Here is a 13,490-nt window from a genome sequence, read left to right on the forward strand (position 1 = left end):
CAGAGAGGCGTTGCCATGCGGATCATCTTCATGGGTACGCCGGGCTTTGCCGTCCCGGTTCTGCAAGCGCTGGTCGAGGCCGGGCATCAGGTCGTCGCCAGCTATAGCCAGCCGCCGCGTCCGGGCGGGCGGCGCGGACGGCAGCTGGTGCCCTCGCCTGCGCAGCAGAGGGCGGAAGAATTGGGCATCACGGTGATGACGCCCGTGTCGCTGCGCTCTGCCGAGGAGCAGGCACGCTTTGCCGAGCTGGACGCCGATGTCGCGGTGGTCGCCGCCTATGGCCTGATCCTGCCCCAGGTGATCCTGGACGCGCCGCGCCTCGGCTGCCTGAATGTACATGGTTCGCTGCTCCCACGCTGGCGGGGGGCGGCACCGGTCCAGCGTGCGATCCTGGCGGGCGACGTCGTGACGGGAGTCGGCATCATGCAGATGGAGGCCGGGCTGGACACCGGGCCGGTTCGACTGGAGGGCTCGACGCCGGTCGGTCGCAAGACGACGGGCGAACTGACCGACGAACTGGCGATCATGGGGGCCGAGCTGATGGTCAAGGTGCTGGCCGACCCGGAACGCTATCCGCCCCGCCCTCAGCCGGTCGAGGGCGTCACCTATGCCGCCAAGATCGACAAGGCCGAGACGCGGCTCGACTTCGCCAAAAGTGCGATCGAACTGGAGCGACAGGTCCGTGCCTTTCACCCCGCGCCCGGTGCCTGGTTCGAATATCAGGGCGAGCGTATCAAGCTGCTCTCCGCCACGCTGACCGACGGCCAGGGCGCACCGGGCGAGGTGCTGGACGACCATCTGACCATCGCCTGTGGCGAAGGGGCGCTACGGCCCGTCACGGTGCAGCGTGCCGGGCGCGGCGTATCCACCGCCGACGATCTGCTGCGCGGCTTTGCCATCCCGGCGGGGACGCGGCTTTGACGCGATTTGCGCTGACGGTCGAGTTTGACGGGCGGCCCTTCATGGGCTGGCAGCGCCAGTCGCATGGCCCCAGCGTTCAACAGGCGCTGGAGGATGCCGTCCATGCCGTCACCGGCGAGCGCACCGCGGTTCACGCCGCAGGACGGACCGATGCGGGCGTGCACGGTCTGGCGATGCGCGCGCATGTGGACATCGCCAGGGATATCGCCCCCTTCCGCCTGATGGAGGCGATCAACGCGCGGATCAGGCCGAACCCGGTCGCGGTGCTGAATTGCGTGACGGTGCCGGACGACTGGCACGCGCGCTTTTCGTGCATCCGGCGATCCTATGAATATCGCATCGTCAATCGCCGCGCGCCGCTGACCCATGAAGCCGGATTGGCGTGGCAGGTGCCGCAGCCGCTCGACGAAGCCGCCATGGCGGACGCCGCCGCGCGGCTGGTCGGGCGGCATGACTTCACGACCTTCCGCTCGGTTCATTGCCAGGCGGACAGCCCGGTGCGGACGCTCGACCTTCTTTCGGTCGAGCGGAACGGGGATCGGTTGTTCATCCGGGCCGCCGCGCGTTCGTTCCTGCATCATCAGGTGCGCTCGATGGTCGGATGCCTGGCGCTGGTTGGCATGGGCCGCTGGTCGCCCGACGATGTGGAGGCGGCGCTCAACGCTCGCGACCGCGCGCAGCTGGGGCTGAACGCGCCGTCGGATGGGCTGTTCTTCGTGGCGGCGGATTACCCGGACGAAGGCTGACGCGAGAAGCGCGCGGCCAGCTCGACATGGGTCGACCAGCGGAACTGCCCCACCGGCTGCACCCAGTCGAGCTGCCACCCCTGATCGATCATCGCCTTGGCGTCGCGTGCGAAGCTGGACGGGTTGCACGACACATAGGCCACTGCGCTTACCTCGGTGCTCGCCAAGGCATCCGCCTGATCCCGAGCACCCGCGCGCGGCGGATCAAGGACGATGGCGTCGAACCGGTCCAGCTCCGCCTTGGTTAGCGGACGACGGTACAGGTCGCGATGCTCGGCAAAGACCATCTTCCCGGCGCCATTCGCCGCGCCCTTCAGCGACAGGATCGCATCGCGCGCGCCCTCGGCGGCATAGACCTTGCCCGGCAGCGCCAGCGCGAAGGTGCCGAGGCCAGCGAACAGGTCGGCAGTGGTGCGGGGATTGCCCACCGCCTCGCGCACGGCGGCGACCAGAGCCGCCTCGCCATCGGCGGTGGCCTGTAGAAAGGCGCCGGGCGGCAGGGGAACGCCGACACCGCCCAAGGTGATCGTCACGGGCTCGGGCTCCCAGCGGGTTTCCGCGCCCAGCCCGTCATCGACCGAGAAACGTGCAACGCCGTGTCGTTGGCAGAAGGCGATGATCGTCTCGGCCGCTTCGAGTCCATCGGGCGAGAAGCTGGTGACGAGGATGTCGGCCCCCTGATCGGCCAGCGCCAGATGCACGTCGCCGCGCCGCTTGAACCCCAGCCGCTGGAGCAGCGCGCGAAGCGGGGCGACCAGCGCGAACAGCGTGGGGTGAAGGATATGGCACTCGGCCATGTCGACGATGGCGTGGCTCTTTTCCTCAGAGAAACCGATTAGCACGCGCCCGCCCTTCGCCTCGGCATGCAGCGTCGCGCGGCGGCGGCTGTGCGAGGGCGAGAGATGCGGGGCACGCAACGGCGCGGTTAAGCCTTGCGCGTCGAGGGCCGAGGCGATGCGGTCGGTGACGAAGCCCGCATAGCTTTCATCGTCCAGATGCTGGAGCTGGCACCCGCCGCAGCGCGGGAAATGGCCGCAGGGAGGGGGCTGGTGGTGCGGGCCGGGCACGACGCTGCCGTCGGCCGACAGGGTGTCGCCGGGGGCGGCAAAGGCGGCGTGGCGGCCGGTCGCGGTCACGCCGTCGCCCCGGGCGGCAACGCGGATGATGGTATCGCTCATACGATCAGCCTCTGACGGCGGAAAGCGCGTCTGCCAAGTCGTCCGCGATGAAAGCCTTGCCACAGGCCCGCGCTGCCTCGGCGTGAAGCCAGACGCCCGCCTCCGCAGCGGCCAGCGGTTCCAGCCCCGCCGCGAGCATCGCACCAATCGCTCCGGCCAGCACATCACCGGTGCCCGCAGTGGACAGCCAGGGGCTGGCCTCAGGGCACAGGATCGCGCGGCCGTCGGGCGCGGCGATGACCGTATCGGCGCCCTTGTGGACGACGACCACCCCGCTTTGCCGGGCGGCGCGGCGGGTGGCCGAGAGCTTGTCGTCAGTCACCTCGCCGAACAGATGGGTGAACTCCCCACCATGCGGGGTGAGGATCTTGGGGCCGTCATGCATCGCCAGCGTCTCGACCGCAACCAGGCGAAGGGCGTCGCCGTCGATGACCAGCGCCCGTCCGCTGGCGAGCGCGGCTTCGAGCCGGTCGGAGGCGTCGCGATCCCGCCCCAAGCCAGGACCGATCACAACTGCGCCGATGCGATCCTCGTTCAGCGCGTCGGCCGTATAATTCCGGCGGACGATCGCATGGGGCGCGGCCGAGGCGTGCACGTCGCCCGAAGCAAGATGCAGCACATAACCCGCGCCTGCCCGCAAGGCCGCAAGCGCCGCGAGTTCGGAGGCGCCCGACATACTTCCCGCTACGATGGCGACCATGCCGCGATTATATTTGTGCGAGGTCGCATCCGGCTGGGGCAATATCGGCCGCGCCAGGATGCGAGCCGACGACTTGGTCGGCACGCCAATGTCCAGCAGGCGGACCTGCCCCATCAGGCTGGCCGCCGGTTGCAGGAGGTGTGACGGCTTCACCGCCCCCAGCGCCAGCGTGACGTCGAAGCGCGGGGTCTTTCCCAGCACCTTGCCGGTATCCGTCGCAATGCCGGTTGGTAGATCGACTGCGATGCGCAGCCAGGCCGCGTCAGTCAGTCGGGCCAGTGCGTGCTCCACCACCGCGGACGGCGATCGGGACAGCCCCGTGCCGAAAATCGCATCGACGAGAACCGGCGCAGGTTCGGCCCGTTCGAGCGCTTCGACCGCATCCGGCCAAAATGCGGCGACCCGGCGGGCGCCGTCGCTGCGGGGGGCTTCGCTGGCGGCGACGCGTACCGCCAGGCCCCGCCGCTTGAGTTCCGCTGCGGCGATATAGCCGTCGCCGCCATTGTTGCCCGGCCCGCACAGGACCAATACCTCACGCCCCGCAGCAAGCCGTGCCACCGCTTGCGCTATTGCAGCACCCGCGCGATCCATCAGGCTCGCCTCAGTCACGTCCCCGATCATCGCGGCCTGTTCCGCCGAACGCATCTCGGCAGCGGTCAGTACGCCAAGTCCGTCGAGGGGGGTCACGGCGTTCCCACCGTGGCGGGCAGGCGGTAGCGGTCGCCACCGACCGCCACCTCGATCTGCCGGTCTCCGGCGATCGATACCGATGCGGATTGCGCTCCGTCAGCGGCCGCGACACCGTGACCATCCTGCGTCACCTGAAGCCGCCGGAAGCCGCCATCGGGGTGGCGCACGGTCAGGATCACCGCATCGCCAGCCCCGGACTGCTCCACCGTGCAATCGCGGGTGAAGGCCCCGGCTCCGGCCAGCGCGCAGTCGATCGCCAGCCCCGGCTTTTGCTCGGCGGTGGGGCTGTTCTGCGCCGCCACCTGCCGATCCGCTTCACTGCCCGAGCACCCGGCCAGCGCCAAGGCGCCAGCCAGCCACCGCGGATCAGATATCCGCATAGACATGGCGCTCGGACTTGGCGCCTGGGTGCGTGACCGCGCCCTGATGCGCGGGGCCGACATTCTGGGCATAGCGCCACAACACACCGGCCTGATAATCGTTCACGCGGGGGGTCCAGCGCGCGCGGCGCTCGTCCAGCACGGCGGGTTCGACTAGCAGGTCGATCGTGCCCGCCTCGGCATCGATGCGGATGGTGTCGCCATTCTCGACCAGCGCGATCGGGCCGCAGTCCGCCGCTTCGGGACCGACATGGCCGATGCAGAAGCCGCGGGTGCCGCCCGAGAAACGCCCGTCGGTGATGAGGGCGACCTTCTCGCCCAGCCCCTGACCGTAGAGCGCCGCCGTGGTCGACAGCATCTCGCGCATGCCCGGACCGCCCTTCGGCCCTTCATAGCGGATGACGACGACGGTGCCCTCGGTGATGGCGCGCGCCTCGACGGCGGCGAAGGCCTCTTCCTCGCAATCGAAGACCTTCGCAATGCCCTCGAACTGGAGGCGCTTCATGCCCGCCACCTTCACGATCGCCCCCTCGGGCGCCAGCGAACCGCGCAAGCCGACCACGCCGCCCGTCGGGCTGAGCGGCGTTTTCACGTCGTAGATGACCTTCTGGTCGGGGTTCCAGGTGATCTCGTCGATATTCTCGGCCAGCGTCTTGCCGGTCACGGTGATGCAGTCGCCGTGCAGGAAGCCACCCGCCAGCAGCGTCTTCATCAGCATATAGACGCCGCCCGCCTCATACATGTCCTTGGCGACATAGCGGCCGCCCGGCTTGAGGTCGGCGATATAGGGGGTCGTCTTGAAGATTTCGGCCACGTCGAACAGGTCGAAGTCGATCCCAGCCTCGTTCGCCATGGCAGGCAGGTGAAGCCCGGCATTGGTCGAGCCGCCGGTTGCCGCGACCACGCGGGCGGCATTCTCGAAGGCTTCACGGGTGCAGATGTCGCGCGGGCGAATGTTGCGCGCGATCAGCTCCATCACCTGCTCGCCAGCCGCCTCGGCGATGCCGTGGCGGTCGAGAAAGGGCGCAGGCATCATGTTGCTGTTGGGCAGCGACAGACCGATCGCCTCGCCGACGCACGCCATGGTGTTGGCGGTGAACTGGCCGCCACATGCGCCATGGCCGGGGCAGGCGACCTTTTCCAGCGCGATCAGGTCGTGGAGCGGGCAATTGCCCGCCGCATGCTGGCCCACCGCCTCGAACACGTCGACCACGGTCACGTCGCGGTCGTGATGACGGCCGGGCAGGATCGAGCCGCCATAGACGAAGATCGACGGCACGTTCAGGCGCAGCATCGACATCATCATGCCGGGCAGCGACTTGTCGCACCCCGCAAAGCCGACCAGCGCGTCATAGCAGTGGCCGCGCACCGAGAGCTCGACCGAATCGGCGATGACCTCGCGGCTGACCAGCGAGGATTTCATCCCCTGATGGCCCATGGCGATGCCGTCGGTCACGGTGATGGTGTTGAAACGGCGCGGCATCCCGCCGCCGCGAATAACGCCCGCCTGCGCGGCGTCGGCCTGCGCGTCGAGCGTGGTATTGCAGGGAGCGGAATTGTTGCCAGCGCTCGCCAACGCGACGAAGGGCTTGGCGATATCCTCTTCCTGGATACCCATGGCGTAGTAATAGCTACGATGCGGCGCGCGCTCGGGCCCGACGGAGACATGGCGGGACGGCAAGCGGGATTTGTCGAATTGGCGTGTCATGGCGCAGGCCTATGTCGCCAGACCGCCCCCGTACGCAAGCAAATTTCGCGACAGGCCGAAAATCCACGCCCCTAGAGTGTCAGAGCGAACCCAGAGCCTTGGCCACGCCGTCCATCGTGAACGGCTTTTGCAGACGGGGGCGATCACGGAACCGCTCGTCCACCGCATCGTCCGCGCCGCCCGTGGCGAAGACGAAGGGCACGCCGCGCTCGGCCAACGCTTCGGCGACGGGGGTGCTCTTCTGGCCGCCACGCAGGTTGACGTCGAGAATGGCGGCGTCGATACCGCCCTCGGCCACCCGAGCCAGCGCGTCGTCGACACTGTCGACGGTGCCCGCGACCTGTTTGTCGAGGACATCCAGGAAATCCTCGAGCATCATGGCGATCAGGGGTTCGTCCTCGACGATGAGGATCTGCACGGGCTCTGTCATCCTTATCGCCATAACATGCTTTGCGCCCTGCGCCAGCCGCTAGTTGCGATCCGGCCCCTGCCCGTTTGCTTGCGTCAGCGCGAATTGGGTCGCCTCAGCAAGTTGTTGGACGGAAAAGGGCTTGGGCAGGAAACCGACATTAGGCAGCGTGATCGACTTGCGCAGCTGCTCCTCGGCATAGCCCGACATGAACAGCACGGCGAGGTCGGGATAGCGCTTGCGGACCAGCCCGACCATCGTCGGCCCGTCCATCGTCGGCATCACCACGTCGGAGATCAGGAGATCGGGCTTGCCATGCTTGTCGAGCATCTCCAGCGCGGCCTCGCCATTCTCGGCGGCCAGCACGGTGTAGCCCTGCCGCGACAGCGCACGCTCGGCGACCGCGCGGACCATATCCTCATCCTCGACCAGCAGGATCGTGCCGGAGCCCCAGGGAGTAGCCACCTTGGCCGGAGGCTTGGCGGGGCTCGCCTTGGTGGGCGAGACGGCGGGGGCGGCATGGACCGGCAGGTAGATGGAGAATTTCGCCCCGCCGCCCGGCGGTGAATCGGCGAAGATATAGCCGCCCGATTGCTTGATGATGCCATAGACGGTCGACAGGCCAAGGCCGGTGCCCTTACCCAATTCCTTGGTGGTGAAGAAGGGCTCGAAGATCTTGCCGAGGATTTCGGGCGGGATGCCGGTGCCATTGTCGCTGATGACGAGTGCGGTGTAATCGGCGGCGGGCAGGATATCGTTATTGAGCGCGCGGGCATCGGCCATCGATACCGCCCGCGTCTGAATGGTCAGGATGCCGCCGCCCGCCGGTTCATTCTCCAGGATCGCGTCACGCGCGTTCACGGCGAGATTGACGACCACCTGCTCGAGCTGCCCCGGATCGGCGCGGACCGGTCCCAGATTGCGGCCATGGCTGACATCCAGCCGCACCCGCTCGCCCAGCAACCGCTTGAGCAGGTTCGACACTTCCGACACAACATCGGGGAGTTGCAGGATCTGCGGGCGCAGCGTCTGCTGGCGCGAGAAGGCGAGCAGCTGGCGCGTCAGGCTGGCGGCGCGGTTGGAGTTGGTGCGGATTTGCTGGATGTCGTCATAGTCGCTGTCGCCGGGCGAGTGGCGCATCAGCATCAGGTCGCAATGGCCGATGATAGCGGTCAGGATGTTGTTAAAGTCGTGCGCGACACCACCCGCGAGCTGCCCGACCGCCTGCATCTTGGTCGCCTGTGCGACCTCGCGCTTCAAGCGGCTTTCCTCCGAATTGTCCTTCAGGCTGAGCAGCACCGCCGCCTCGCCCAGCCCCCGCGCGCCCGCGATGGTCAGCGCGACGGGTTCCTCAGGGTGGTCCTTCAACCGCACCGCCATGTCCGCCGAATGGGTGGCCCCGCTGGCGAAACGCCGGATCGCGTCGGCGACCGCCGCCTTGTCCTCACGCACCACCAGATCGCCCGGATAGAGCGGCGGCGCGGTGCCGCTGACCCCGGCTGCGCGCATGAAGGCAGAGTTCATCTGGATGAAGCGTCCGTCGCGATCGACCAGCGCAATACCAAAGGGCATCAGCGAGACGAGGCCCCGGACATGGCTGCCCCCGCTCGCGCCCGCCGGTGCGACCAGTTGCTCCTCTTCGTCGAGCAGGATCACCAGCATCGGCGTCCCCTCCCCCTCGACGAAGGGGATTTGCAGGATGCGCAACGGCTTGCCGTCGCCATTGGCCTGTTCGGCGGCGAAGCGGACCTGCCCGCCCGGATCATGCGCCAGGAAGGTCGCGAAGTCGCGTCCGACGATCGAGATCATCTCGCCGCCCATCGCCCGAGCGCACAGCACCCGATTGGCGGCACGTACCCGCCCATCGGGAGCGATCAGTGCGGCCATGACCCCCGCCGCCCCCAGCCGGTCGCCGTGAATGCCGCCGATCAACCGCTCGACCGTCTCGGCTAGATCCTGTTCCTCGGCAATGGCGAAGCGCCAGACGAGCAGGTCCGCCTCGTCGCCCGCCCGCGTCACCAGCACCGACAATTCGGTGCCCATCACCGCGATCCGGTCCGCGCGACCCAGCCCGTCACGCCAAGCGGTTCGCCCGGCCTGCGCCAATGCCTCGACCGAAGCGGCGTCCAGCGGCACGCCCGGCGGGGTCGGCATCATCGGGAAAAGCGAGGCATAAGCGTCATTGGCGCAGACCAGCCGCCCCGCCCGGTCGGTCACCGCGATCGCGTCCAGGCTGGCATCCGCGACGACCCGCGCAAAATCCCAGTCGACGCTGCGCCGCGTCTGCTCGGTCTTGGGCGTCAAAATCCGCCAGATCAGGATCACCCCGAAGGCCAGCAAGGCCGCCGCCAGAAACCCCGCCGCGACGACCCAGCTGCGGATCGCCACGAACAACAGGGCGGCCGCGCCCGCTCCGCTCGCGACCGATACGGCGGCCGCAACGCGGGTGGGGTGAAATCTTTCGAGGGACGCGATCGCCATCGCTAACCCATCATCCGGCAACCCGGCATGGTCAAGCCCGATCCCTCGGACGGACGGCCCATGCCGGGAAGCGGATGCCGTTTACCAGATTCGGACACGCTGTTCCGGCGTCAGATACAGCTTCTCGTTCGGCTTGGGGCTGTAGGCCGCATACCAGGGATCGAGATTGCGCACGACCCAGGCGCGCTGCTGCGACGGGGAATGCGGATCGGTCAGCAGGCGATTGCGCAGGTTCGCCTCGCGATAATTGCGCCGCCACACCTGCGCCCAGCCCAGATAAAAGCGCTGGTCGCCGGTAAAGCCGTCGATCACCGGTGCCGCCTTGCCCTTCAGCGACGCGTGATAGGCGTCATAAGCGACCGACAGACCCGCCAGATCGGCGACATTCTCGCCCAGGGTCAGCGCACCCTTCACATGCAGGCCGGGCAGCGGCTCATAGGCATCATATTGCTTCACCAGCGCCGCCGTCCGTTCCTTGAACGCCTTGACGTCGCCGTCCGTCCACCAATCGGTCAGCTGGCCCCTGGCATCGAACTTCGATCCCTGATCGTCGAAATGATGGCTCAGCTCATGGCCGATCACCGCGCCGATGCCGCCGTAATTGACCGCCGGGTCGGCCTTCGGATCGAAGAAGGGCGGTTGCAGGATCGCGGCGGGGAAGACGATCTCGACCATGCCGAAATTGGCATAGGCGTTCACCGTCATCGGGGTCATACCCCATTCCCAACGCTGGATCGGCTTGCCGAGATGGCCGATATTGTCTTCATGCCGCCACTGGGCCGCGCGTAGTGCGTTGCCGAAGGCGTCGCCGCTGACGATATTCAGGCCCGAATAATCCTTCCAGCGATCGGGATAGCCGATCTTGGGGGTGAAGGCGGCCAGCTTGGCATGGGCCTTTGCCTTGGTTTCCGGCGCCATCCAGTCGAGCTTGTCGATCCGCTTGCCCATCGCAGCCAGCACGTTCTTCACCAGCGCATCGGCCGCCAGCTTGGTCGCGGGCGGAAAATAGCGCGCGACATAGACCTTGCTCACCTCGTCGGCGAGCGCGCGGCTGGTGAAGTCGACCGCACGCTTCCAGCGCTCCTGCTGCTGCGGGGTGCCCGACAGGACGGTGCCGTAAAAGGCGAACTGCTCCTGATCGAATTTGGCGGGCAGGACATCCGCGAACTCGTCGAGCGAACGCGCCAGCAACTGGTCCTTGAGCACCGCGACCGGCGTCGACTGGATCAATGCGGCGATCCCCGTGACCGCCGTCGGTTGCGCCACGACCAGCGTGTCGACCGGCGTGCCGACGCCCTTCAGATAGGTCGCGAAGTCGAAGCCCGGCGCGGTCTTCGCCAGGTCGGCGACGGTCATCTTGTTATAGGTCTTGGTCCGGTCGCGGCTGTCGATCCGGGTCCAGTGGACCTTGGCGATCTCCGTCTCGAAGGCGACGATCGCCTGGGCGCGCGCCTCGGCATCCGCTTCGCCCGCCATGGCGAGCATCTTGGCGAGATGCGCTTGATAGGCGGCACGTGCGGCGGCAAGCTTGGGGTCGTCACTCAGATAATAGTCGCGGTCCGGCATCCCCAGCCCTGCCTGGCGCAGGCCGACCGTGTAGAGATTGGGCTGGCGCGCATCCTGCCCGACGCCCGAGCCGAAGGGAATGCCGACGCCGTTGCGATCCGCCTCGGCCAGCAAGGCGGCATAGCCCGACTTGTCGTTCAGCCCCTTGATCCGGTTCAGCCAGGGCTGGATCGGTGCAAGTCCCTTGGCCTCGATCGCGGCGCTGTCGAGATAGGTGGCGTAGGCCGTGCCGATCTGGTTCCGCTGGCCCTTGGCCTGTTCCAGAATGGCGTGGGTCCGCTCCCGCGACAGGTCGGCCAGCTTGTCGAACGCGCCATAGCTGGACTTGTCGGCCGGAATGGCGGTCGTCCTGGCCCATTCGCCATTGGCGAAGGCATAGAAGTCGTCGCCGGGCCGAACCGACTTGTCCATGCCCTTCTCGTCGAAGCCGAAACGCCCATAGGTCGGGCCGCTAGCGGCAGCGGGACGATCTTGCGCATTCAGCGCCACGGCACCCGTGATCGCGGTCGCGCCGAGCAGCGCGGCGATGGCCAAACTCTTCATCATTCTCTCCGAAACAAAAATGGCCCTCCGGTCGGTGCCGGAGGGCCTGTCATTCAATCGCTTACCAGATGCGGACGCGCTGCTGCGGGGTCAGCGCCATCTTGTCGGTCGGCTTGACGCCGAACGCCGCATACCAGGGATCGAGGTTGCGCACGGTCAGCACGCGCTCATGACCCGGCGAATGCGGATCGGACAGCAGCGCTTGGCGCAGTGCCGGTTCGCGCCACTTGGTCCGCCACACCTGCGCCCAGCCATAATAGAAACGCTGGTCGCCGGTCGTCCCGTCGATCACGGGCGCAGGCTTGCCGCCCAGCGACTTATGATAGGCGTCGAGCGCGACGGTCAGACCCGCGAGATCGGCGATATTCTCACCCAGCGTCAGACCGCCCTGGATGTGCTGGCCCGGCAGCGGCTCATAGGCATCGTACTGCTTCACGAGCGCGTCGGTGAAGGTCTTGAACCGCGCCACGTCCTGCGGCGTCCACCAGTCGGTCAGCTTGCCGGTGGCGTCATACTTGCGGCCCTGGTCGTCGAAGTGGTGGCTGATCTCATGCCCGATCACCGCGCCGATGCCGCCATAGTTCACCGCCGGATCGGCCTTCGGATCGAAGAAGGGCGGCTGCAGGATCGCCGCCGGGAACACGATCTCGTTCATCGGCGGGTTGGCATAGGCGTTGATCGTCATCGGCGTCATGAACCATTCGCCGCGATCGATCGGCTGGCCCAGCTTGTTGAGGTCACGCTGGAACTCGAAGGCATTGGCGCGCGCGACATTGCCGACCAGATCGCCGCGCTGGACCTGCAGCGCGGAATAATCCTTCCACTTGTCGGGATAGCCGATCTTGGGCGTGAAGGCGGCGAGCTTGGCCAGCGCCTTCTGCTTGGTCTCGGGCGCCATCCATTCCAGATTGCGCAGCCGGTCGCCCATCGCCGAGATCAGGTTCTTGACCAGCGCATCGGCGGCGGCCTTCGATTCCGGCGGGAAATACTTGGCAACATACTGCTTGCCGACTTCCTCGCCCAGGCCGTTGGAGACGAGGCCGACGCCGCGCTTCCAGCGTGCCTGCTGCTCGGGCGTGCCCGATAGGGTGGTGCCGTAGAAGGCGAAGTTGGTCTTGTCGAAATTGCTCGACAGATAACCGGCATAGCTGCGCAGGACCTTCAGCATCGCATAGTCCTGAAGGACGTTCAGCGGTGCTTCGCTGTACAGCTTGGCCTCGCCGGTGATCGCACTGGGCTGCGCGACCAGATAGGCGGGACGGCCCGAGACGCCCAGCGTCTGCATATATTGCGCCCAGGGGAAGCCCGGCGCCTTGGTGGCGAAATCCGCCGCCATCCACTTGTTGTAGGTCTTGTCCGCGTCACGGCTCTCGATGCGGGTCCAGTGAACGCCCGCCAACCCCTTTTCGAAGTTGAACACGGCCGCCGCGCGCGCCTCGGCATTGGGCTCGCCCGCCAGCGTCAGCATCTTGGCGAGATAAGCCTGATAGGCGGTCCGGATCGTCGCCAGCTTGGCGTCGTCCTTCAGATAATAGTCGCGGTCGGGCAGGCCCAGGCCGCTCTGGCCGAAGTTCGGGATATAGGTGTCGGGCGCCTTGTCGTCTTGGCCGATATAGACGCCGAAGGGCGCACCGACGCCCTGACGCTGGAGCTTGGCCATCTCGACGGCCAGCGCATCACGGCTCTTGGTCGCCTTGATGGCGCTCAGCCACGGCTTGACCGGGGTCGCACCCTTCGCATTGACGGCGGCCTCGTCCATGAAGCTGGCGTAGAAGTCGCCCGCCTTGTTGCCCGGCTGCCTGGTCGCCTCGTCCAGAATGGTGCGCGTCTGCTCCAGCGAGCGGTCCTGCAGGACGTGGAACATGCCGTAGGACGAGCGATCGGCGGGGATCGTCGTGCCCTTGTACCAGGTGCCGTTCGAGTAATCGAAAAAGTCGTCGCCCGGCTTTACCGCCGTATCGCGGCCCGCCATGTCGAAACCGAAATCGCCGATCTCGGGACCGTTCTTGGCATTGGGCTTCACCGGGCCCACGGCGGCCTTGTCGACGGGGTTCGCCGTCTGGGCCATGACGGGGGAAATGGCGGTCGTAAGAAGAGCGGCGATCAGCAGAGAGCGCATCTGAATTCCCGAAAAGGAGATGGATAGCGCTGTTGTAGCGAGCCGATAC

The 13,490-nt window shown here is 67.1% G+C and carries 10 protein-coding genes; 2 read left to right on the forward strand and 8 right to left on the reverse strand.

The features are described 5' to 3' along the window. Positions 1–15: 15 nt before the first annotated feature. Together fmt and truA are read left to right on the forward strand one after the other, a co-directional pair. A complete protein-coding gene (gene fmt / locus KV697_RS02755) occupies positions 16–921 on the forward strand; it encodes a methionyl-tRNA formyltransferase (RefSeq protein WP_219020010.1) in 906 nt (301 codons plus the stop codon). Further along, the gene (truA, locus tag KV697_RS02760; RefSeq protein ID WP_219020011.1) at positions 918–1,667 is read left to right on the forward strand and encodes a tRNA pseudouridine(38-40) synthase TruA; all 750 of its coding nucleotides are present in this window, start codon (positions 918–920) and stop codon (positions 1,665–1,667) included. Before fmt ends, truA begins: the two co-directional genes overlap by 4 nt. On the opposite strand, the gene KV697_RS02765 is transcribed toward truA, so the two are convergent. The 8 genes from KV697_RS02765 to KV697_RS02800 all read right to left on the reverse strand — a co-directional run bounded on the left by KV697_RS02765 (position 1,649) and on the right by KV697_RS02800 (position 13,441). Further along, complete coding sequence (locus KV697_RS02765; protein ID WP_219020012.1) at positions 1,649–2,845, reverse strand: class I SAM-dependent RNA methyltransferase; 1,197 nt, start codon at positions 2,843–2,845, stop codon at positions 1,649–1,651. The genes truA and KV697_RS02765 overlap by 19 nt on opposite strands. Before the next feature lie 4 nt (positions 2,846–2,849). After that, positions 2,850–4,232, reverse strand: coding sequence for an NAD(P)H-hydrate dehydratase (locus KV697_RS02770; protein WP_219020013.1), 1,383 nt, complete (start codon positions 4,230–4,232; stop codon positions 2,850–2,852). Next, entirely contained in the window at positions 4,229–4,615 is a 387-nt protein-coding gene (locus KV697_RS02775) for a hypothetical protein (RefSeq protein WP_257575564.1), read from the reverse strand. Before KV697_RS02775 ends, KV697_RS02770 begins: the two co-directional genes overlap by 4 nt. Beyond that, positions 4,602–6,323, reverse strand: a complete 1,722-nt coding sequence (gene ilvD / locus KV697_RS02780) for a dihydroxy-acid dehydratase (RefSeq protein WP_219020015.1) — start codon at positions 6,321–6,323, stop codon at positions 4,602–4,604. The genes KV697_RS02775 and ilvD overlap by 14 nt, the downstream gene beginning before the upstream one ends. 79 nt (positions 6,324–6,402) lie before the next feature. Then, on the reverse strand, positions 6,403–6,753 hold the full coding sequence (locus KV697_RS02785; protein WP_056435315.1) for a response regulator: 351 nt from the start codon (positions 6,751–6,753) through the stop codon (positions 6,403–6,405). A 39-nt stretch (positions 6,754–6,792) separates the two neighbouring features. Next, positions 6,793–9,213 carry a hybrid sensor histidine kinase/response regulator gene (locus KV697_RS02790; protein WP_219020016.1) on the reverse strand — a complete coding sequence of 807 codons (2,421 nt, stop codon included), beginning with the start codon at positions 9,211–9,213 and terminating at the stop codon, positions 6,793–6,795. 81 nt (positions 9,214–9,294) lie between these two features. After that, on the reverse strand, positions 9,295–11,322 hold the full coding sequence (locus KV697_RS02795) for a M13 family metallopeptidase (RefSeq protein ID WP_219020017.1): 2,028 nt from the start codon (positions 11,320–11,322) through the stop codon (positions 9,295–9,297). Between the two features lie 61 nt (positions 11,323–11,383). Next, entirely contained in the window at positions 11,384–13,441 is a 2,058-nt protein-coding gene (locus KV697_RS02800) for a M13 family metallopeptidase (protein ID WP_219020018.1), read from the reverse strand. Positions 13,442–13,490 lie beyond the last annotated feature (49 nt).

Origin of the sequence: Sphingomonas sanguinis (assembly GCF_019297835.1) — a bacterium.
GTDB lineage: Bacteria > Pseudomonadota > Alphaproteobacteria > Sphingomonadales > Sphingomonadaceae > Sphingomonas > Sphingomonas sanguinis_D.